21 protein-coding genes are annotated in these 21,014 nt (G+C 34.7%); 14 read left to right on the forward strand and 7 right to left on the reverse strand.

The window, feature by feature from the left end; all coding sequences use genetic code 11:
• Positions 1 to 218: 218 nt before the first annotated feature.
• The 3 genes from ABE048_RS18810 to ABE048_RS18820 form a co-directional block, all read right to left on the reverse strand.
• Positions 219 to 1,007 (reverse strand): putative hydro-lyase, encoded by a 789-nt coding sequence (locus tag ABE048_RS18810; RefSeq protein WP_430312812.1) that lies wholly within the window; start codon positions 1,005 to 1,007, stop codon positions 219 to 221.
• Between the two features lie 68 nt (positions 1,008 to 1,075).
• Positions 1,076 to 2,299: an NRAMP family divalent metal transporter gene (locus ABE048_RS18815; RefSeq protein ID WP_430312813.1), complete on the reverse strand. Its 1,224-nt coding sequence runs from the start codon at positions 2,297 to 2,299 to the stop codon at positions 1,076 to 1,078.
• 15 nt (positions 2,300 to 2,314) lie between these two features.
• On the reverse strand, positions 2,315 to 3,073 hold the full coding sequence (locus tag ABE048_RS18820) for a LamB/YcsF family protein (RefSeq protein WP_430312814.1): 759 nt from the start codon (positions 3,071 to 3,073) through the stop codon (positions 2,315 to 2,317).
• A gap of 186 nt (positions 3,074 to 3,259) precedes the next feature.
• On the opposite strand from ABE048_RS18820, the gene pxpB reads away from it, so the two are divergent.
• Together pxpB and ABE048_RS18830 are read left to right on the forward strand one after the other, a co-directional pair.
• On the forward strand, positions 3,260 to 3,982 hold the full coding sequence (gene pxpB, locus ABE048_RS18825; protein WP_430312815.1) for a 5-oxoprolinase subunit PxpB: 723 nt from the start codon (positions 3,260 to 3,262) through the stop codon (positions 3,980 to 3,982).
• Positions 3,979 to 4,971, forward strand: a complete 993-nt coding sequence (locus ABE048_RS18830) for a biotin-dependent carboxyltransferase family protein (protein WP_430312816.1) — start codon at positions 3,979 to 3,981, stop codon at positions 4,969 to 4,971. The genes pxpB and ABE048_RS18830 overlap by 4 nt, the downstream gene beginning before the upstream one ends.
• 75 nt (positions 4,972 to 5,046) lie before the next feature.
• On the opposite strand, the gene ABE048_RS18835 is transcribed toward ABE048_RS18830, so the two are convergent.
• Positions 5,047 to 6,135, reverse strand: a complete 1,089-nt coding sequence (locus tag ABE048_RS18835) for a transglutaminase domain-containing protein (RefSeq protein WP_430312817.1) — start codon at positions 6,133 to 6,135, stop codon at positions 5,047 to 5,049.
• Positions 6,136 to 6,647: 512 nt separating this feature from the next.
• On the opposite strand from ABE048_RS18835, the gene abc-f reads away from it, so the two are divergent.
• Entirely contained in the window at positions 6,648 to 8,279 is a 1,632-nt protein-coding gene (gene abc-f, locus ABE048_RS18840) for a ribosomal protection-like ABC-F family protein (RefSeq protein ID WP_430312818.1), read from the forward strand.
• 105 nt (positions 8,280 to 8,384) lie between these two features.
• On the opposite strand, the gene ABE048_RS18845 is transcribed toward abc-f, so the two are convergent.
• The 3 genes from ABE048_RS18845 to ABE048_RS18855 form a co-directional block, all read right to left on the reverse strand.
• Positions 8,385 to 9,425, reverse strand: coding sequence for an LCP family protein (locus ABE048_RS18845; protein WP_430312820.1), 1,041 nt, complete (start codon positions 9,423 to 9,425; stop codon positions 8,385 to 8,387).
• A 509-nt stretch (positions 9,426 to 9,934) separates the two neighbouring features.
• Positions 9,935 to 10,555 carry a PAQR family membrane homeostasis protein TrhA gene (gene trhA, locus ABE048_RS18850; RefSeq protein WP_430312849.1) on the reverse strand — a complete coding sequence of 207 codons (621 nt, stop codon included), beginning with the start codon at positions 10,553 to 10,555 and terminating at the stop codon, positions 9,935 to 9,937.
• Between the two features lie 122 nt (positions 10,556 to 10,677).
• Positions 10,678 to 11,400: a ZIP family metal transporter gene (locus ABE048_RS18855; RefSeq protein WP_430312822.1), complete on the reverse strand. Its 723-nt coding sequence runs from the start codon at positions 11,398 to 11,400 to the stop codon at positions 10,678 to 10,680.
• Positions 11,401 to 12,052: 652 nt separating this feature from the next.
• On the opposite strand from ABE048_RS18855, the gene ABE048_RS18860 reads away from it, so the two are divergent.
• From ABE048_RS18860 to ABE048_RS18910, 11 genes are read left to right on the forward strand one after another with little or no spacing between them, the layout of a single operon-like run.
• Positions 12,053 to 12,604, forward strand: coding sequence for a biotin transporter BioY (locus ABE048_RS18860; protein WP_430312823.1), 552 nt, complete (start codon positions 12,053 to 12,055; stop codon positions 12,602 to 12,604).
• 23 nt (positions 12,605 to 12,627) lie between these two features.
• Positions 12,628 to 14,127: an AMP-binding protein gene (locus tag ABE048_RS18865; protein ID WP_430312824.1), complete on the forward strand. Its 1,500-nt coding sequence runs from the start codon at positions 12,628 to 12,630 to the stop codon at positions 14,125 to 14,127.
• Positions 14,106 to 15,257 carry a thiolase family protein gene (locus tag ABE048_RS18870; RefSeq protein WP_430312825.1) on the forward strand — a complete coding sequence of 384 codons (1,152 nt, stop codon included), beginning with the start codon at positions 14,106 to 14,108 and terminating at the stop codon, positions 15,255 to 15,257. Before ABE048_RS18865 ends, ABE048_RS18870 begins: the two co-directional genes overlap by 22 nt.
• Positions 15,254 to 15,646: an FAS1-like dehydratase domain-containing protein gene (locus ABE048_RS18875; protein WP_430312826.1), complete on the forward strand. Its 393-nt coding sequence runs from the start codon at positions 15,254 to 15,256 to the stop codon at positions 15,644 to 15,646. Before ABE048_RS18870 ends, ABE048_RS18875 begins: the two co-directional genes overlap by 4 nt.
• Positions 15,624 to 15,968, forward strand: a complete 345-nt coding sequence (locus tag ABE048_RS18880; RefSeq protein WP_430312827.1) for a MaoC family dehydratase — start codon at positions 15,624 to 15,626, stop codon at positions 15,966 to 15,968. Before ABE048_RS18875 ends, ABE048_RS18880 begins: the two co-directional genes overlap by 23 nt.
• Complete coding sequence (locus ABE048_RS18885; protein ID WP_430312828.1) at positions 15,965 to 16,786, forward strand: SDR family oxidoreductase; 822 nt, start codon at positions 15,965 to 15,967, stop codon at positions 16,784 to 16,786. The genes ABE048_RS18880 and ABE048_RS18885 overlap by 4 nt, the downstream gene beginning before the upstream one ends.
• Positions 16,787 to 17,587 (forward strand): energy-coupling factor transporter ATPase, encoded by an 801-nt coding sequence (locus ABE048_RS18890; RefSeq protein WP_430312830.1) that lies wholly within the window; start codon positions 16,787 to 16,789, stop codon positions 17,585 to 17,587.
• On the forward strand, positions 17,572 to 18,426 hold the full coding sequence (locus tag ABE048_RS18895) for an ATP-binding cassette domain-containing protein (protein WP_430312831.1): 855 nt from the start codon (positions 17,572 to 17,574) through the stop codon (positions 18,424 to 18,426). Before ABE048_RS18890 ends, ABE048_RS18895 begins: the two co-directional genes overlap by 16 nt.
• On the forward strand, positions 18,419 to 19,222 hold the full coding sequence (locus ABE048_RS18900) for an energy-coupling factor transporter transmembrane component T family protein (protein WP_430312832.1): 804 nt from the start codon (positions 18,419 to 18,421) through the stop codon (positions 19,220 to 19,222). The genes ABE048_RS18895 and ABE048_RS18900 overlap by 8 nt, the downstream gene beginning before the upstream one ends.
• On the forward strand, positions 19,223 to 19,546 hold the full coding sequence (locus ABE048_RS18905) for a CHY zinc finger protein (RefSeq protein ID WP_430312833.1): 324 nt from the start codon (positions 19,223 to 19,225) through the stop codon (positions 19,544 to 19,546).
• On the forward strand, positions 19,543 to 20,502 hold the full coding sequence (locus tag ABE048_RS18910; RefSeq protein ID WP_430312834.1) for an NAD(P)H-dependent flavin oxidoreductase: 960 nt from the start codon (positions 19,543 to 19,545) through the stop codon (positions 20,500 to 20,502). Before ABE048_RS18905 ends, ABE048_RS18910 begins: the two co-directional genes overlap by 4 nt.
• Positions 20,503 to 21,014 lie beyond the last annotated feature (512 nt).

Raw genomic sequence — 21,014 nt, forward strand, 5'->3', positions numbered from 1 at the left:
CGTTTTCCCACAGGAGTCTACGCTAATTCCACTTCAACGAAGATAGCTACACAAGATTTTCACCATAAATTTACAACTATTTTTTACTTTTTCAGTGGCTCTCCTCGCTTTCTCGCAGGAGTCTTAAAATTGTATTACAAAATTCCGATAAAAATATTATTATTCCAACTAAAAAAGGACTAATCCACAATTTGGATAGCCCTTTTCCTTAATTTTTCTTATAGAACGCTTAATTCTGTATCCTTCAAATCACTGATAAACATACAGCCTGGAGCGTGTGTAATCATAATAGATGGTTTTGATTCCATTGCTACAGCTTGAGGAGTTACACCACAAGCCCAAAATACTGGAACTTCCCCTTCTTTAATAGTAACTGGATCTCCGAAATCAGGATTATGGATATCTGTAATGCCAATTTCTTCAGGATTTCCGATTTGAATCGGCGCTCCGTGAACACCTGGGAAGCGTGAAGTGATTTGTACTGCACGAATGGCGTCGGCTGAAGACATCGGTCTCATGCTTACTACCATTGGCCCTTCAAATTTACCTGCTTTATCACACGGAATATTGGTTTTATACATTGGTACATTACAGCCTTCTTCAATATGTCGAACAGGAATGCCACTTGCAAGTAGAGGTGTCTCAAAAGTGAAACTACAGCCTAGCAAAAAGCACACCATATCGTCTTCCCAATATTCTGTCACATCATCCACTTCTTCTGTAAATACACCATCTCTATAAATCCGATATTTTGGAATATCTTTTCGAATGTCGGCACTTTCAGCAATTTTACTTGGTGAAAACGAACCTACGTCTGAAACATCGATTAAGGGACAAGGTTTTGGGTTGCGCTGACAAAATAATAAAAAGTCAAATGCATATTCTTTTTTTAATATAACTAAGTTGGCTTGCGTATACCCTAGTGACATACCAGCTGTTGGGCCAGTAATTTTTTGGTCACGAATAAGGGCTCTAACTTCGCTTGGTGATGTATATGAATACTCCATTGAAAGACTTCCTTTTTAGTTATTTGGCATTTATTAAAGCTATTATTGATAGTAGAATGACATCATTATTATTTAAACATTAACGGAATTTGTTCAAATAATGTCATGATACCAAGGACACCCATGATAACTACCACTAATATACCTGGGATTGTTAGCCAAATTGGATGTTTGTATGAACCAACAATACTTTTCTTATTTGCTGCAATTAACAATGTTCCAAGTGCAAGAGGTAAGATTAAGCCGTTTAAAGCACCAACTAAAATTAATATTTTTACTGGTTTACCGATTAACGCAAATGTAATAGTAGATAAAATGATAAAACCAATAATAATCCAGTTTTGATATTTTTCAAGTAATGGATGGAAAGTTTTAATGAAAGATACAGATGTATATGCAGCACCTACTACTGAAGTAATGGCAGCTGCCCACATAATTACACCGAAGATACGATATCCAATTTCACCAAGAGCTAAATTAAAAACAGATGCAGGTGGATTCGCAGGATCAATTTGTAATCCTTGAGACACTACACCTAAAGCAGCTAAGAACAATGCAACACGCATTACGCCTGTAATTGCAATACCTGATACTGAACTTTTTGTAACATCAGGAAGTGCTTTGACACCTTTAATACCCGCATCTAGTAATCGGTGACCACCTGCGAATGTGATATAACCACCTACAGTACCACCTACTAAAGTAACGATTGATAGAATATTAATTTCCGATGGTACAAAAGTACGTACTACTGCCTCACCTACTGGTGGTACAGTTGAAATAGCTACATAAAACATTAAAAAAATCATAACTCCACCAGCAACTTGAGCAGCCTTATCCATTACTTTTCCTGCTTCTTTGAACAAGAAAATGAAAATTGCAAAAACTGCACTAATGACTGCACCAACTATTGGGTCTATGCTCAGCATAGCATTTAATCCTAGTCCTGCTCCGGCAACATTCCCAATATTAAAAGCTAGTCCACCGATTACAATTAAGATTGCTAGAAATACACCTAATCCAGGAAGAACTTTATTGGCAATCTCTTGTCCCCGTAATCCTGTTACGACAATAATACGCCAAATATTCAATTGTGCGAATACATCAAGTAGTAATGATACTAAAATAACAAACCCAAAACTAGCTCCTAATTGCTGAGTAAAAACTGTAGTTTGCGTTAAAAAGCCGGGTCCAATCGATGAAGTAGCCATTAGGAAAGCTGCTCCTAACAGGACACTCCAATTGGTTTTCTTTTTATTCTTAACATCTGTTGTTAATTTTACTTCTTCCATCTATAAACCCCTTTTCTAAATAAAAGCCTTTACTAAGATGCTTTCTTTTTCTAATGTTTGACGAATATATTTTGCAAATTCTAGTGCATGTTCTCCATCCCCATGGATACAAACTGAATCTGCCTTTATGCTACATTTCGTTTGTTGTTGCGTGATGACGTGTCCTTTTTTTACCATCGCGATCACTTGCTGTACAGATTTTTCTTGATCTGTAATCATGGCATCCGGCTGACTTCTAGATGTTAATGAACCATCTTGTTGATACGTACGATCCGCAAAAACTTCATGCGCAGTTTGAAGGCCTAATTTCTCTCCAGCCTTCGTCAGTTCACTACCTGCTAGTCCAAAAAGTACTAATTCAGGCGAAACATCAAAAACAGCTTGAGCGACTGCTTCAGATAATGCCTGATCTTTTGCTGCCATATTATATAAAGCACCGTGTGGCTTTACGTGCTGAAGCTTTGCGTTTTGTGTTGTCAAGAAACCTTGTAAAGCACCAATTTGGTAGACGACCATATCGTAGCCTTCCTGAGGTGTAATTTTCATTTCTCGTCTGCCAAATCCATTTAAATCAGGTAAACCTGGATGAGCACCGATTTGCACATTATTTGCAAGCGCTATTTTTACGGTTTCTCTCATAACAGATGGATCACCCGCATGAAAACCACAGGCAATATTTGCTGAAGTGACATATTTTAATATTTCTTCTTGTTCGCCAAGTTTATAACGACCGAAGCTTTCCCCTAAGTCACAATTGATGTCGACAGTGAACATTGTCCATCCTCCCATTCTTAATCAAATTATTTGGTTGTAATATTTTATTATCATAACATTTAAACTATTTATTGAAAAGATTAAAATTTTTCTTTTTTTAGAAAATTGACAATTTCACTTGAGTATCTTTTCTGAATAAATATATAATTAAAATAGTTTTAATTTTAATGTAAGGGGATTTTCAAAATGATTAGTAGTTTGAAAAGCGTTGAAATGAAGCCTTTAGGGGATTCAGCAGTTATTGTTAACTTTGGATCTGACATTGATCCGAAAATGGCAAAGTATATACAAGCTTTACAAAAGATATTGATTAATAATCCGTTTGAAGGGTTAATAGAGTGCGTTCCTTCATATACGAATTTAACCATATACTATGACACAATAATGATCTATAGAAATGGAAAACTTCACCCATATCAATTTGTTACAGAATATATCGAAAATTTGTTGCAAAGTATGGATATTTCAGAGGAAAATACCTTTCAACTTATTGAAATCCCCGTTTGCTATGGTGGAATTTATGGTCCTGATTTAGAAATCGTCGCAAGCCAAAATGATATTAGCATAGAAGAGGTTATTAATATCCATAGTTCACAAGAATATCTTGTTCATATGATTGGTTTTGCCCCTGGCTTTGCTTTTTTAGGTGGTATGAATGACAAAATTGCTACGCCAAGAAAAGATGTTCCTAGACTTTCAATTCCTTCTGGTTCAGTTGGTATTGCAGGCAAACAAACAGGCATATATCCTTTTGAAACACCCGGAGGATGGCAATTAATCGGTCGTACTCCAGTTAAACTATTCTTACCTGATCAACAACCACCTTCCTTATTAAAAGCAGGCGATACAATTCGCTTCTATCCAATTACGGAAACAGAGTATAAACAATTGGAGGGACAAAATTTATGAGTATCTCTGTAATTAAGCCTGGTATTCTAGCAACTATACAAGATGCTGGCCGATTCGGTTATCAACAATATGGTGTGATTGTTAGCGGTGCAATGGATAGTTATTCATTAAGAATTGCAAATCTTTTAGTTGGAAATGATGAACAAGAAGCATGTATTGAAATTTCCATGTTAGGCACTGTTTTGCAATTTGAAGAAGACTGTCTGATTGCTATTACTGGTGGAGATTTGCAAGCATTTATTGACAATAAACCCGCACCTTTATGGCGTACATTATACGTAGCAAAAGGCAGTGTTTTAAAATTCAAGCGACCTGTTGTAGGTTGTCGTGCTTATGTTAGTATTGCAGGTGGAATAGATGTTCAACCAGTCATGGATAGTAAAAGTACGTATTTAAAAGCTAAAATGGGTGGTCTTTCAGGAAGAGCTTTAATGGCCCATGATGAAATTGCAACTGGTAAACTTTCTGAGAAACAACAACACTTACTTCAGCAATATAAGCATCAACTACCTGCTTCATGGTATGTTGATTATACTGATCTTGTTTCCTTCTCAACCGAACAAACTATCCAATTTATTGAAGGAAATGAATATGAAAAATTCACCAAAGAAAGTAGAGAATATTTTGAACACTCACCCTTTTCAATAACGACACAATCTGACCGAATGGGGTATCGAATGCACGGTCCTCATATTGAGTTAACTGAAAAATTTGATCTTCTTTCTGAAGCTACTACTTTTGGTACTGTTCAAGTTCCATCAGGTGGACAACCGATTATATTGATGGCAGATCGACAAACAACTGGTGGTTATCCTAAAATTGCTCAAGTTATTTCAGCTGATTTATCTTCTCTTGCACAAATGTCTCCAAAAGGGATCGTCCATTTTAAAAAAGTAACATTAGAAGAAGCTCAGCAAAAACTCATTGAGAAAGAAGAAGTTCTTCAAAAATTAAAAAGAACCATTCTCGCGAAATTCAATCAATACTAGGAGAACTATAAAAAAAACCTTCAGACAATAGTCTGAAGGTTTTTAGCTAAGAATCGATGAGGTAATTCGAGCAATTCAATTTTTAACAGCTGATGCCCAGTTATTAATCGCTGTTTCTGTAAAATCTGTATAGTGCGTTCCATCTGTTTTAACTTTTGCAGAAGTTCCGTTAAAATCCTCTAAAGTAAGCCAGTTCCCATTTGCTTGAATACTCTTAAGAGGAATATAGTTTTGGAATAATACAGTTTTCTTATTAGTTTCCATATCATATTTATAGAAATTCGAATCATTTGTTAAAGTATAGTAAATGGCATTTTTATCGATTGTGAAGGCTTGTGCATTCATTAAGAATTCATATTTTTTGCTTGTTGCTTCATCTTCTGAACGATATTTCCATGTATGGTCTTTCGCTAATTGTTGATCACTAATTAGGAAATAATTTAATCGATACTGATTGCCACGGTCAGGGATTGGATCATTCCAAGTAATATCGAGATTGTACCACTTACCATCCACATTAACCTTGTTCCAAGCATGATTTTGTCCATGAACTTGCCCAGTAATATATCTTGTATCAACACCTGCTTCAGTTAATAAACGATACGCTGCTAATGCATATCCTTGGCAAACAGCTTTGTGATCAAATAATGCGGCATATGCAGAATGTCCACCATCTGTAGCATTTGAACTATATGCAATATTTTGTGCTAAATATTTATTCACAAAGTAGACTTTTTCAAAATCAGTCATTTGTTTTAAATGATTTTCATTAACAATTTTTGCGACCTTGTCATTAATTTTTTGTTCTTGTTTTGGTGTTGTTAAATAATATGCATCTACTTTAAATTGAATAAACCCTAGTTTAGAAGAAATGGCGTAAGAATATCCTGTTAGATTACCGAATCCATAATTACCAGTAGAACTTATTTCATTAATGACATCTTTGAACATATTCTCTGCTTCTTTTGAATTGTACATTGGAATCTTTGTAGGAATTGTAAACTCAAGTTTTCCCTGATCTAAATTCTTTAAAATTTCTTGCTTTAATTGCGGTTCAGTAGTAATCGTTGGAACGTTATCATCAGCATATACATCATAATGCAAATAGCCTGCTGTCCCTAAACATAATGAGAGTCCTAGTAAAACTGCAAGAAATCTCTTCATTCATTTTTCTCCCTTCAATTATAGTTATCTATAAATAAAACGAACTTAATTTTAGTGTTTACTATAATAATAACTATAAGGCCAAAACGAGAAAACGAGACAAGTAATTTATGGTACATTGTCCAGTCAATAAAACAGCCTAGACAATAGCATCATGTCTAGGCAAATATATTGATATGAAAGTCATTGATACTAAACATATTATTCTAATACCTTCCATTTTGACAAAGGATTTTATGAAATGCTTTTGGTAATTGGCAAAATGATGATATAATAGTGGTATTCAACAAAGAAGGGACGATGGGTGGCCGATGATTTTTTAATCTTATTTTAGATATTGAAATAGAACAATTTCAATTTTGACAAAATAGGATTAGTCTGCCCAACTTCTATATACATGTTAAGCTATTTACAGGAATAGCTTATTTAGACTAGCAAAAAATGCGACTAATCCTTCCTAAAAAACTTGGGGGGATTTTTTTATTCTCCCTTTGAAGAGAGGGATTTTATCTATGCAAGAACTTTTAAAAATCTTTAATGTTAACTTCGAGTTTCTAAATCAATTAATGTTTGAAAACATAAATGCAACGATTCAAAAAGGAGATATCATTGGGATTATCGGAAAAAACGGCGCTGGAAAATCTACCTTATTGCAGCTGTTACAAGGTAATCTGAAGCCTACTAAAGGACAGCTACAGTATTCGCAAAAAAACCTGACAACTTTTTATGTTGATCAGGAAGTTGAAACACACATATCTAATGAAGTAAATGATTTGGAGGCAACTCTTTTGTCAAAGTGGAAAGTACCATCTACTGACTTTAAACAATTAAGTGGTGGGGAAAAATTAAAATCACGAATGGCAGAAGGCTTTTCTAAGAATGCTCAGCTTTTATTGCTCGATGAACCGACCAATCATTTAGATAAACAAAGTACTGAGCTTTTAATTGAGCAAATAAAAAAATATTATGGAACCATTATCGTTGTATCGCATGACCGTTATTTTCTTGATGTAATTGCAACAAAGATTTGGTCTATTGAGGATAAACAGTTATTCGAGCATAAAGGAAATTATTCAAGTTACATGAGACATCGAGAACAAAGAAGACTCTCGCAACAGCATGAATACGAAAAACAACAACAAATGATAAAACGAATCGAAGCTCAGATAAAAGAGCTATCATCGTGGTCCCAAACAGCACATGCACAGTCAACTAAAAAAGAAGGTTTTAAGGAATATTATCGTGTAAAAGCTAAACGAATGGATGCGCAAGTAAAATCGAAACGAAAACTTCTGGAAAAAGAACTTGAAAAAGTTAAAGCAGAAAAGCTAGCTCCTGACTATTCGGTTAATTTTTCAATCGATACACACAAAAAACTTGGAAAACGTTTTTTAGAAGTAAAGAATTTAACTAAGACTTTTGGAAAACGAACTTTGTTTCAAAAAGTCAATTTTACAATATTACATGGAGAGAAAATCGCTATTGTTGGCCCTAATGGCAGCGGTAAAACGACATTATTAAAGATTTTTCTGGGGCTTGAACCAACAATGGGTGACGTATGGATTTCACCTTCTGCGAATATTGGATATTTAACACAGGAAGTATTCGATTTACCTCTTGAACAAACACCTGAGCAATTGTTTTACAAGGAAACCTTTGAAGCAAGAGGGAAAGTCCAAAATTTAATGAAACATTTAGGCTTTACTTCATCTCAATGGACAGAACCAATCTCTAAAATGAGCATGGGTGAACGTGTCAAATGTAAGTTGATGGCTTTCATATTAGAAGAAAAGGATGTCCTGATTTTAGATGAACCAACAAATCATTTAGATCTTCCATCCAGAGAACAGCTTGAAGAAACCTTAGCACAGTATACTGGAACACTACTTGTCGTTTCACATGATCTCTACTTTTTAAATAAAATCACTAACTGCAAACTGAGCTTAACAAACAATACCATTCAAAAACAGTTTGATATCACTCCTGAGAAAACGAATAACTCATCTGAATTACGTTTAAAACTTGAAAACGAAAGACAAGAAGTTTTAGGAAAGCTAAGCTTTTTATCACCAAAGGATAAAGATTATGACATTCTTGATCAGAAATTCAAAGAATTAACAAGGCAAATAAATGAGCTTAAATAACATTACTACCTGATGTTTAATTTATACATTCAAAAAAGCTATACAGATGGTTAATGCCAACTGTATAGCCTTTTTTGCATAATATAAGCCTTTTTAACAAAATCACTAATTTACAAAATCCGCATTTGTGATGAAGCTACTATTGTCATCTAACTTAAGCACACTTCGTAATTCCTTGCTTACATCATATAAGCTTTTCTTTTCTGGAATATAATAATCGATATTATCAACTGATTGATTAGCTCCTTTAATTTCTATTGAGCTGATTGATAAGCTTTTTAATTTTGAATATTGACTTTGTATGGCATACAGATCATTCATCGTTAAATCTGTTTCAATATTTTTCTCTAATATATCTGACAGTTGCCCCACTTTAAAAATTGTTCCAGCAGTCATGGCTTGATCAATTGTTGCTTTCAAAAATTGACTTTGTCTCTCGTCACGAGGATATGTAACGTCAACACTTCTTTTTCTCATCCGAACAAAAGCAAGTGCTTCTTCTCCAGATAGATGGGCTGGTCCTTTTTTGAAATAGATTTTCTTCTTATTATATATATTTTTTTCCCAAAATCCTTCTTTGATATCGATTGTCACCCCACCAAGTGCGTCTACAATATCACGGAATGCTTCAAAATTAACCGAGATAAAATGATCAATTGGAATATTTAATAATTTTTCTACAGTTTCGACTTGAAGTTTAGCTGCCCCATATCCAGTTATATCTCCATAGGTATACGCAGCATTTATTTTATGTATACCAGTATATTCCCCTGCGTTTTCTATGTTTACTCTAGTATCCCTTGGAATTGTAACCATATGAAGTTCTTTTGTATTAGGATTTAATGTCATCACTATTTGCGTATCTGCCCTGCCATCCTTTTTCTTACTAGAGTAATCTTCAATTCCTAGCAACAAAATAGAAATTGGATCTTTACTAAAAGTAACATTTTCTTCTCTAAGTTCAGAGCGATTATTTTCACGTTCTAAACTAACCTTTGAATTATCTAATGAACTTTTTACTTTAAAATAAGCAAAAGCTCCATAGCTAATGCCTACTAAAAGTAATACTATACTAGAAGATATTATCCATTTTAAAGCTTTGTTCCTTTTTTTTCTTCGTTTTAAAGCAGTTCTACTATTGTTCATTAAAAAGACTCCTTATGATTATGGAATTTTCAAAAAATTCAACGCATTAATACGGTGAAAACCAAACGAAAGTATGCAAACAGATTGTAAACGAATATAGGCATAACACTGCTGTTAAAACTCGTTTATGTGTGATGATATACTTTTCAACTCTAGACCACCATTTATTTTTGCAAATAAGAAGCACATTGAAGAGGATTAATACAAAAAATAGCTCAGGAAAAGCAAGAAAGAGACTAAAATCTCCAATAGCTAAAAACACCTCAACAAAAAGCATATAGCCAAATAGCTGTAGTTTGTCAGTATATAATTGCTGCTTTAACATCATTTTTTCAAAATAAAGTTTGATTCTTGTAATATAAATCACTCCATTTCACTTTATTTTTAATATTTGGAAATATTCCATTTATTAACCTATTGTATCAAAAATGACGAAAGCCGGCACCAATTTAATTGGTACCGGCTTATGATTGTTATGCATTCTGCAACATCTCGACAATTATTAACTTTTACAAATAATTCAGCATGCACATATACATAGCAGCACTTCCGGCCAATACAAATAAATGCCATATTGCATGATTATAAGGTATCTTATGATCTTGATAGAAATACGTTCCGACTGTATAGAAAAGTCCACCTGTCAGTAATGTTAAAAAGCCTTTTGAAGATATATGACCAACAAGCGGTTGATATGCGATGACTATTAGCCACCCCATTGCAATATAAAATAGTAAAGATAACATTTTAAAGCGATAAATAAAAAAACATTTAAAAATGATTCCTACTATTGTAAGTCCCCATTCGATTCCAAAAATAATCCAACCGAGCTTGCCACCTATTCCAACTAGAGCAAATGGCGTATATGTACCAGCAATAAATACATAAATAGTTGAATGGTCTAGTCTTGAGAAAATGTGCTTGTATTTTGGAATTCCGTGAAACAAAGTTGAAGATAAATATAGAATCATCATTGAAACTCCGAAAATAATGAAGCTAGCCATCTGTAAAGTTGATCCATTATTAACGGCCTTTACAATAAGTAGAATTAGAGCTGGGATGGACATTATAAAACCTATAGCATGTGTAATAACATTCCAAAACTCTTCATCTTTATATTTATATTCCATAATACTTGATGATTCATTCACTGTCAGAACCTCCTAATAATGTTCTTTCTATTATTAGAATGCATCACATTGGTGACTAACAGTATTCGTAAATGTCATGAATAATACATTACAAACATCATCTAAACAAACGTCATATATCCCCATATTATGACTATACCAATCCCAGCTACAACTAATGCATACGTGAATGAAGAATGCTTTATGGCTTCTATGAAAATTTCTTTAATGGTCACAATCACGATAATTCCTAGGGCAAAACTAATGATAAAAGCCCATAATTGCGGGTATTTCATTCCAATCACACTTCCTATTATTGATCCTAGTGCAACTGGTAAAGAAACAATGCATGTGATAATCACAAACATTTTAAATCTCAAACCTGCTAAAAATAATGGGATAAACATCGCAATTCCTTCTGGTATATTATGTAATATAAGTGCTTGAAGTATATGCTTGCTTATTCCAAGACTCTGACTAGATCCAAAAGCAATGCCTAGTGGAAAATTATGAATCGTAATGCTAATAGCTAAGAGAACTCCTGTTTGAATAAAACGATCTTTTTGAAGATTATCTGTAGAAGGTGTTAATTTATGTGATATTTCGTGTATCTTAAAAAAACCTAAGATACCCGTTAGAAATCCAATCATAAATATAGTCTTTCCTCCGAGATATATACTCTCAGGAGCAATCTCTAAACAAACTAATCCAAGAATTAAGCCTGTACATAAAGCATTTATAGTAGACACTTTTTGCTGAAGTCTTTTAAAGAATACAGCAAGTACACCTCCAAGCCCAAAGCCAATTGCTGTTGCCATAAACCCTATAGCCCCTACATAATACATATGCTCCCCCCATATCCTGACTATACACATATATGGAGAAATAATAAGATTTATTCAAGGGAAATAGATTTTAAAGTAAATTGAATAATCTTTTTTTAATTACTTTCCTCTATTTTTCGTCTCATCTTCACTTCTCATTTACTCTCTTTTTTAATGCTGTAAGAATCCATTTTCTTCATCAAAAATATATCAAACACCCTATATTATTGTTAACTAGAATCAAAAAATGGTTTACATATATTTTTTTAAGCGTTATTATATTACCATTACATTATTAATCAAATCAATTTCATAAATCTATTTACTGTTTTTAAATACGAACATTTCAATACATCAACTTTTTACAATTCAGATTTGGATGTTCCGCTACAGACGGCGCTTTCCACGGGCTTGGCTTCAATCTCCTCGGGGCAACATGATGTTGGTCACGAAGCCGTTGCCACAGGACGTGGCGTTCTTAGGCTTTGTTCCTTAAAATCGTTCCTGCGGGGCTTTCAGCTCAAGCTTTTCCCGTAGGAGTCGCCGTCTTTCGCTCCACAATGAACAACATTGGATATCATTAAATGTTCGCATATTTTTTATGAATTTTACATTTTAAAATTGATTCAATAATGTGATATAAAAATCTTATGTATTTTTTGGAGGAAATATAATGACAACAAAAGAAATGGTATATGCAGCACTATTCGCTGCTTTAATCGGCGTACTAGGAATGATCCCCCCTATTTCACTAGGGTTTATACCTGTACCTATCACAGCACAAACTCTTGGTGTTATGCTTGCTGGATGCTTTTTAGGGAAAAAGACAGGTGCAATTAGCTTAATTTTATTTATCATTTTAGTAGCTTTAGGTTTACCTTTATTATCAGGTGGACGTGGAGGTCTATCAGTTCTGGTTGGACCATCTGCAGGATACATACTAAGCTGGCCGATATCAGCATTTCTTATTGGCTATGCCACAGAAAAGGTATGGGGTTCTTTAAAAATATGGAAATTAATCTTAATTAACTTTGTTTTTGGTGTTGTACTTGTTAGTTTAATCGGGGCACCGATCATGGCAATCATTACAAATACTTCTGTTTGGGCAGGTCTTGTAGGAGCAACAGCCTTTTTACCTGGCGATATACTTAAAGCTATTATCGCAGCATTTCTTGCAGTACAATTAAAATCCATTAGTCCAATAGAAGAGAAAGTACAAAGATAAAATCGATAGAATGGTGTGATTACATGCAAATAATCGAATCAATATTACATCACGCGATGACTCACCCAAATAAGGTTGCTCTATCAGACGGACACACACAACAGACTTATTCCCAATTAATACGGAAGATGAAGAAAGTCGCGTATGGCTTACATCAAATTGGATGTAGCAATGATAGAATTGCTATCTTATCAAAAAATCGCATGGAGTTTGTGGAAGTCTTTCTCGGAATTATGTATGCCGGCTGTATTCCTGTCCCTCTAGACCCTAAATGGAGCTCAAATGAGGTGAAAATGGTCATTGATAAATGCAAGCCAAAAGTGATTTTTTCAGAGATTGACTATATCGTAAAAAATACTCATGACTTCCATATTTGTAGTGATAATCTATATACATTTTCAAATAATGAAGAAGGTTCCTATTCAAAATGGTTATTAAATCTTAAGGAATTACCTAAGTACAAAACAAATGACGTTTTGTTTATTGCCTTCACTTCAGGTACTACTGGCATTCCAAAAGGATATTTAAGAACTCCTCTTTCTTGGATTAAAAGTTTCGAAGCTACAAATGAAGCATTTAATTTTAGTAAATTCGAGGATATAGCAGCACCTGGTCCTTTTGTACAATCCCTTTCTTTATTTGCATTAATGCAAAGCTTATATTGTGGTGCAACATTTCATTTGTTTACCCATTTCGATGCTAAAGAAGTGATTAATCGTTGTGAAAAAACACCTGATATGATTTTATTTGTCGTACCGACCATGATAGAAAAACTCCTAGAAACTGTAACGAAACCTTTGCAAATTCAAGCACTAATTAGTTCAGGAGCTAAATGGAATGATGAATCGAAAGGTAAAGCAAAAGAAATCTTTGGAGAAACGAAGCTATTTGAGTTTTATGGTTCATCAGAAGCAAGTTATATAAGTTACTTTGATATAAATTGTGATGATAAAAAAGGCTCAGTTGGAAAGCCTTTTCCAGGCGTGAATATTTCAATTCGTAATAACAATTTTCAAGAAGTACCTCAAGGAGAAATTGGACAATTATATATTCAAAGCGATTTGATGTTTACAGGTTATTTTGACATGCCTAATGAAACAAAAAATGTATTTGATAATGGTTGGCTTAAATTGGGTGATTACGTCTATAAAGATGAAGACGGCTATTTATATATCGTCGGTCGAGCGAAAAATATGATTATTTCTGGCGGTCTAAATATATATCCAGAGGAAGTTGAATTAATCTTAAAAGCTATCCCTGAAATTGAAGAGGTTATGGTGCTTGGTATCCAAGATTCTTACTGGGGTGAAAAAGTAATTTCCCTCGTACAATGGAAAGATTCACAAAGTTTAACGGAAGAAGAAATAAGAACTTTCGCAGAAAAATATTTACCAAGTTATAAATTACCAAAAGAAATCTTGATAGTAGAACAATTTATCTATACAAGTAGCGGCAAAATTGCAAGGCAAAAAATGAAAGATTATCTAAAGAAGGTGATGTCATGCGAGATGCCGTCATTGTAATAGCAAAGCGTACACCAATTGGCAAAATCGGTGGACAATTCAATACATTGGAGCCAGAAAAATTATTAGCTCCATTAATCAGGGATATTTTACAAGAAACCCAAGTTCCGAGGCATCTAATTGATGATGTTATTATCGGAAATGTAGTGGGACCCGGCGGGAATATTGCAAGATTATCTGCTCTAGAGGCCGATCTTCCTGTCACGGTTCCTGGTATGACCATAGACAGACAATGTGGTTCAGGCTTAGAAGCGATTAATATTGCTATGCGTATGGTACAAAGCGGTGCTGGTGAAATCTATTTAGCTGGTGGAGTTGAAAGCACAAGTCGAGCACCTTGGAAGATGAAAAAACCTCTATCGCTTAATGGCATGCCGGAACCGTATTCACGTGCCCCCTTTACTCCACTTAGTTACGGGGACCCAGACATGGGGATTGCTGCAGAAAATGTAGCCCAAAAATATATAATTTCAAGAGAAGAACAAGATGAATACGCTCTACTCAGTCATCAAAAAGCCATTCAATCTATTCATACTGGAAGATTTCAAAAAGAAATTGTGCCACTTGAAGTAGATGGTAAATCGATTTCCATGGATGAATGTCCAAGAGCTAATACAAGCTTGGAAAAGTTACAACAACTTTCCCCTGTCTTTTTAAAAGAAGGTACAGTAACAGCCGGAAATGCTTGTCCACTAAATGATGGTGCAGCTCTCCTATTAATCATGTCACTGGATAAATGTCGTGAACTTCATCTCAAGCCTATCTTAAAACTTGTCGATGCGAAAGCTGCTGGTGTAGATCCCAATTATTTAGGGATTGGACCAGTACCTGCCGTTCAAAAATTATTAACACAAGTGAATATGTCGATCAATGATGTAGATGTCATTGAATTTAATGAAGCATTTGCCTCCCAAGTGTTAGCTTCCGTAAAAGAACTTAGAATTCCAATTGAGAAGGTAAATCGAGGCGGAGGTGCAATTGCTTTAGGTCATCCTTATGGAGCATCCGGAGCAATATTAATGACCCGATTATGTAGTGAAATGCTCATTGAACCATATAAAATAGGAATGGCTACCCTAGGTATAGGCGGAGGGATGGGCATTGCAACTCTTGTGGAGGCGATTGAATGACCACAGTTAATAAAATACTTATAACAGAGGATTGGATTCGGGAATATGCACAGAGCATTGACTCCCCTTTACAAATCCTTCAAGGAAAACTGGTTGCACCTTCTACAATGCCAATAATTTTTTGGCAATTTTTCAAAGAAACATCTAGTCATCAACTCCCCACGCTTCATGGTTCTCAAAAATTTTATTATGAAGAACCGATTACGGCAGGGATGATATTAGACTGTGAACTTGAACTCCTAAAATCAGAAGAGAAAAATGGGAAAACAGGAAAGCTAACATTATTTACGTACAACTTAACTTGCAAAAGTAATGGGAAAATAATTGTCATTGCAACTACTATACTAATTCAGGTAGGTGAAACCAGTGAAAAAATTCATCACCACTGAAGAGATACATCACTATGCAAAAGTCTCAAAAGACAATGCATCCATCCATATTGACCAAAGTGCCGCACATCAAGCTGGGTTTGAACGCCCTATTGTACATGGTATGTATTTAATGGGATTGGCACAATCACTCTATTTAAAGACACATCCTAATCAATGGATTCAACAATATGAAATGCGCTTTCAACAATCATTATTGGTAGATCAAGAAGTTGACTTTCATTTTGAAATTCAAGGTAATAATGTACAAATTCATTTATCTACTTTCAATCAAAAAAACATTGCTTTAGGAACTTTCTATGTAAAGGAATGGAATTCATGAAAAAGGTTGTATTAGTTACCGGCTCTACTAGAGGTATTGGGCGAAGCATTGCAAAACATCTTAGCAACTCTGATTATTATGTAATGGTAAATGGCACTAATCAAAAACTAATTGATGAAGTTGTCTCAGACATTCATGCTGATGGTGGAAAGGCTGCTGGATATTGTGCAAATATAGCAGATCCATCTGATGTTGATGCTCTTGTTGCATTTACAATTGAAACCTTTGGGCAAATTGATGTTCTGATTCATAATGCAGGGAATTTAGCCGATCAAAAATGTATAGGAATGACCGATGAACAATGGAGATCAGTGATTGATGTACATTTGAATGGTGCATTTTATTGTATACGTCGTGTTTTACCCTACTTAAAGGAACACGGTGGAGATATAATTTTGATGACCTCTACTGCTGGATTAATGGGTTCAGTTGGTCAAGTAAATTATAGTGCAGCAAAAGCTGGTCTCCTAGGAATGCTTTTTACACTTGCAAGCGAATTAAAACGTTATTGTATTCGTGTTAATGCAGTTTCCCCTGCCGCTTTAACAGATATGACACGACCTGTTATTGAACATTTAACCGAAAAATATGCCAAACGCAATGAACCTTTCCCTGATTTTTGGAAGGTTGGAAAAGCAGATGATATTGCATTTTTTATCGGTGAATTACTCAATTACAAAGATGAGGATTTAACGGGGGAAATTTTCGGTGTTAACGGTACGAAAATTACCAGATGGCAAAAACCAATCGTAACCATGTCTGCTGATAGTCCTGAAGCTTTTTTTAGTACATATGAAGCTCAAAAAGGAAGTGAATAGATGCTTTCATTCGATCATGTCTATTTTTACTACAAAAAAGAGAAACCCATTCTAGAAGATATCAGCTTTACAATTCAGCAAGGTGAATTTGTATCTATCGTAGGACCAAACGGTTGTGGTAAATCAACGATTGCAAAATTAATCGATGGACTCTTAATACCTAAAAAAGGAAATATACAAGTTGTAAATCATGATACAAAAAAGCCTAACGATTTAATGAAAATAAGACAGAAAGTTGGCTTTGTTTTTCAGAATCCAGAAGATCAATTTATCACTACTTCAGTTTTAGATGAAGTCATTTTTGGTCTTGAAAATATTCGTGTCCCTAGAGAAGAGATGTACGATCGTGCTCTTTCCGCATTAAAAATTGTAGATATGAATAATTATTTGGACTCTATGCCTCATGAATTATCAGGTGGACAAAAGCAGCGAGTTGCCGTTGCAGCGATTATTGCTATGAAACCAGAAATTATTATTTTTGATGAAGCTACTTCTATGCTTGATCCTAAAGGTAGAACCCAGATCCTAGCGATTATGCATAAACTTCATAACGAGGGAATGACTATTATCCATATCACCCATCACATGGATGAAGTATTACAAGCAGATCGTCTTCTTCTTATTGCAAAGGGAAAAATATGTTTTGATGGAGAACCTGAAACCTTTTTTAATACAGTTCAAGTTGAAGATTATCAACTTCAACAACCATTTGCTATACGATTACATCAATTATCTGGACAAACTGTTGCATTGAAAGCAGATTGGAAAGGGGCGATCAGGGCACAATGGTCTACAAATTAAAAAACGTAACCGTAACATATGGGCAAAAACAAGTTTTGCACAACATCACCTGCTCTATAGATGAAGGAAAATGGATATCTATAATAGGTCAAACAGGTGCTGGAAAGTCTACCTTTGCGAAATTATTAAAGGGATTGATTCCTTTTAAAGGTGATTATCACATTAACGAGCAACCTATAAAACAGGATTCAAAAGGCAATTGTTACGTAATTCCTGAAATTGGCTTTGTGTTTCAATATCCTGAACATCAATTATTTGAAATAACTGTAGAAAAAGAGCTTTCCTTTGCACTTAAATCTAAAGGGATTAAACAAACTGTTATTTCAGATACTATTAGTTCTACTCTCCCACTCTTTGACCTCTCAGAAGATATTCTTCCTCTGGCGCCATTTCAATTAAGTGGCGGTCAAAAAAGAAGAGTTGCGATTGCTTCTGTATTAATGACCAATCCAAATCTTTTAATCGTTGATGAACCGACAGCAGGATTAGATCCTGTCAGTCGTACAAAATTATTAAAACAATTGAAAAATTGGCAGCAACAAACAAAAGGAACTATTCTTTTTGTCTCTCATCAAATGGAGGACGTTGCACAGTATTCCGATGAAGTAATGGTATTTCATCAAGGTTCTTTAATGGGGCATTTCCAAGTAGATACACTCTTTTTAGAAAAAACTTCATTGCTAAAACAAGTAGGATTAGCATTACCTGAAGCAGTACAACTTTTACAGTTAACCGAAGAACTTTCTGATGAGAAGATTCAAGTTACAAGTTGCAAGGAAGAGGATATTTTCGCTAAAGTCATACCTATAATAAATGCTAGAAGGGTAGATTATGAGTAATTCTATTTTAATCGGACAATATTTTGATACAACATCAATCATTCACCGTTTAGACCCACGAACAAAAATTATATGTACTTCTGTTATAATGCTTAGTTTTATTACGTTAGAGACTATTACAAGTTATATTGTTGCAACACTCTTAGTATTTCTTCTTTTACGAGTATCAAAGGTACCTTTAACCATTTTTCTAAAAGGCTTAAAGCCTCTCTTGTTTATACTATCCTTTACCTTTTTATATCATTTATTTTTGACAAAAGGGAGCGTTATTTGGTCTTGGTCCTTTATCCATATAACTTCAGAAGGGATTATCCAAGGTATTCACTTTGTCTGGCGTATTATTTTACTTGTTTTGGTCGCCTCTTTTTTAACTTTAACTACAAAGCCACTGTCATTAGCTGCTGGGCTGGAAAAATTGCTAATGCCTTTATCAAAGCTTAACATACCTGTTGAGCAACTATCGTTAATGATTGTCATTGCTATACGATTTATTCCGACGATTTTGCAAGAATTAGAGCGTATTTTGTTAGCACAAAAAGCGAGAGGCTATGATATTCGTGTATTGCCGATTCATAAACGTCTATTTGCTTATATCCCTATGTTAATCCCCCTACTTTTTACCACAGTCCAACGAGCAGAACAATTAACTTATGCGATCGATGCACGAGCTTATGGAAATGGTAAAGATCGAACTCACTATATTAAATTACAATTTCAAAAAATAGACTTTCAAATCATTATCAGTACGTTACTTATTGCACTAACGTTATTGTTATTGAAAATAGGAGGAATTTAAATGCATGTTTATGGCTCAGTAGTAGACAATGAAACACGCTGTACACATTATCATACAGAAAAAGATATTATAGCCATCAAGTTTGCTTGCTGTAATCGTTATTATCCTTGCTATAAATGTCATGAGGAACATGCTCAACATCCCATCAAAAGATGGCCAAAAGAACAATTTGATACATTTGCCATTTTGTGCGGGGCCTGTCAAACAGAGTTAACAATTCATCAATATATGGATTCTAGTCAATGTCCCCATTGTCATGCACCTTTCAATGATCGTTGTGAATTACATTATCCTATCTACTTTGAAATGGAGGGAACAGAATGAATTGGAAAACTCGTATAACAGATTTATTTCAAATCGAATATCCAATAATTCAAGGGGGTCTTGCTTACTTAGCGTATGCTGAATTAGCAGCAGCCGTTTCAAATGCTGGTGGATTGGGCCAAATTACTGCAATGAGTTTACCTACTGCTGAAGATTTACGAAACGAAATTAGACAATTACGCTCACTTTCATCCAAGCCTTTTGGTGTCAATTTTGCTATTGGAATGCATGGTATCGGTTATGAAGATCGTGTGCAAGTCGCGATCGATGAACAAGTTCCCGTAGTGACCATCACTGGTGGTAATCCAACGCCTATTGTAAATATGTTAAAACCAACTACCATAAAATCATTAGTACTTGTTGCATCAAGAAGACAAGCCCAAAAAGCTGAACAACAAGGTGCTGACGCAGTTATTGTTGTTGGACAAGAAGGTGGTGGCCATTTAGGAAGAGATGATATTGGCACAATGGTTCTCATACCACAAGTAGTAGATGCTGTTAAAATTCCTGTCATTGCTTCTGGAGGAATTGGCGATGGTCGTGGTTGGATGGCAGCGCATGCTTTAGGCGCTGAGGGCATTGAAATGGGAACACGATTTATCGCAACTCAAGAATGTGTTCATGCATCCTCCTCATATAAACAGGCATTAATCGATGGTTCAGAGACTGATACAATTGTTATCAAACGGTTAATTGGAGCGCCTGCCAGAGTTTTACGTAATGACTACGCTCAAACAATATTGGAAATTGAAAAAGAAACTCCCACATACGAAGCAATAAAAGATTATATTTCTGGTACAGCTAACAAACGATGGATATATGATGGCATTGAAACAGAAGGATTTGGCTTCGGAGGTCAAGTAACTGGTATGATCCATGATATTCCAACCGTTTCAGAGTTAATGAAAAGAATGGTTGATGAGGCAAAGGACATTCGAAAAAAATGGGGAGAATAATAATTTAAATTTATGAGAAAAAAGATTGTTTTTAAATTGATTAAAACAATCTTTTTAATTAATCGAATCAATTTCATAAATTCATTTCGAGGTAAAAAATACGAACATTATACACTTGATTTGAATAAATAATACACCCATTATTTCCGCTACAGACGGCGCTTTCCACGGGCTTGGCTTCAATCTCCTCGTCACTACGTTCCTGCGGGGCTTTCAGCTCAAGCTTTTCCCGTAGGAGTCGCCGTCTTTCGCTCCACATTAATAAAATAGTATATCATTAAATGTTCGTATATTTTATATGAATTTTGCATTATGAAATTGATTCTTTGATTCACTCAAGAAAACTTATAGAAAAATCAAGAATTACTAATTTATGGTTTCTCACCTTTTCCAGCATTAAGTAAAATGAAAATTAATTACAGCTTCTTTAAAAATCTCTTTAAAGTTTCTTAATCTTACATCATGGTTATACGGCTGAATTAGAGCCCGGTTAGATACCGGACTCATACCCC

The organism is Rummeliibacillus pycnus, from assembly GCF_050459865.1.
Classification (GTDB): Bacteria; Bacillota; Bacilli; order Bacillales_A; family Planococcaceae; genus Rummeliibacillus; species Rummeliibacillus pycnus_B.

Coding starts and splice junctions, on each gene's coding strand:
- ABE048_RS18810 (WP_430312812.1), bottom strand. CDS start 1,007: ATGGAGTATTCATATACATCACCAAGCGAAGTTAGAGCCCTTATTCGT.
- ABE048_RS18815 (WP_430312813.1), bottom strand. CDS start 2,299: ATGGAAGAAGTAAAATTAACAACAGATGTTAAGAATAAAAAGAAAACC.
- ABE048_RS18820 (WP_430312814.1), bottom strand. CDS start 3,073: ATGTTCACTGTCGACATCAATTGTGACTTAGGGGAAAGCTTCGGTCGT.
- pxpB (WP_430312815.1), top strand. CDS start 3,260: ATGATTAGTAGTTTGAAAAGCGTTGAAATGAAGCCTTTAGGGGATTCA.
- ABE048_RS18830 (WP_430312816.1), top strand. CDS start 3,979: ATGAGTATCTCTGTAATTAAGCCTGGTATTCTAGCAACTATACAAGAT.
- ABE048_RS18835 (WP_430312817.1), bottom strand. CDS start 6,135: ATGAAGAGATTTCTTGCAGTTTTACTAGGACTCTCATTATGTTTAGGG.
- abc-f (WP_430312818.1), top strand. CDS start 6,648: ATGCAAGAACTTTTAAAAATCTTTAATGTTAACTTCGAGTTTCTAAAT.
- ABE048_RS18845 (WP_430312820.1), bottom strand. CDS start 9,425: ATGAACAATAGTAGAACTGCTTTAAAACGAAGAAAAAAAAGGAACAAA.
- trhA (WP_430312849.1), bottom strand. CDS start 10,555: ATGGAATATAAATATAAAGATGAAGAGTTTTGGAATGTTATTACACAT.
- ABE048_RS18855 (WP_430312822.1), bottom strand. CDS start 11,400: ATGTATTATGTAGGGGCTATAGGGTTTATGGCAACAGCAATTGGCTTT.
- ABE048_RS18860 (WP_430312823.1), top strand. CDS start 12,053: ATGACAACAAAAGAAATGGTATATGCAGCACTATTCGCTGCTTTAATC.
- ABE048_RS18865 (WP_430312824.1), top strand. CDS start 12,628: ATGCAAATAATCGAATCAATATTACATCACGCGATGACTCACCCAAAT.
- ABE048_RS18870 (WP_430312825.1), top strand. CDS start 14,106: ATGCGAGATGCCGTCATTGTAATAGCAAAGCGTACACCAATTGGCAAA.
- ABE048_RS18875 (WP_430312826.1), top strand. CDS start 15,254: ATGACCACAGTTAATAAAATACTTATAACAGAGGATTGGATTCGGGAA.
- ABE048_RS18885 (WP_430312828.1), top strand. CDS start 15,965: ATGAAAAAGGTTGTATTAGTTACCGGCTCTACTAGAGGTATTGGGCGA.
- ABE048_RS18890 (WP_430312830.1), top strand. CDS start 16,787: ATGCTTTCATTCGATCATGTCTATTTTTACTACAAAAAAGAGAAACCC.
- ABE048_RS18895 (WP_430312831.1), top strand. CDS start 17,572: ATGGTCTACAAATTAAAAAACGTAACCGTAACATATGGGCAAAAACAA.
- ABE048_RS18900 (WP_430312832.1), top strand. CDS start 18,419: ATGAGTAATTCTATTTTAATCGGACAATATTTTGATACAACATCAATC.
- ABE048_RS18905 (WP_430312833.1), top strand. CDS start 19,223: ATGCATGTTTATGGCTCAGTAGTAGACAATGAAACACGCTGTACACAT.
- ABE048_RS18910 (WP_430312834.1), top strand. CDS start 19,543: ATGAATTGGAAAACTCGTATAACAGATTTATTTCAAATCGAATATCCA.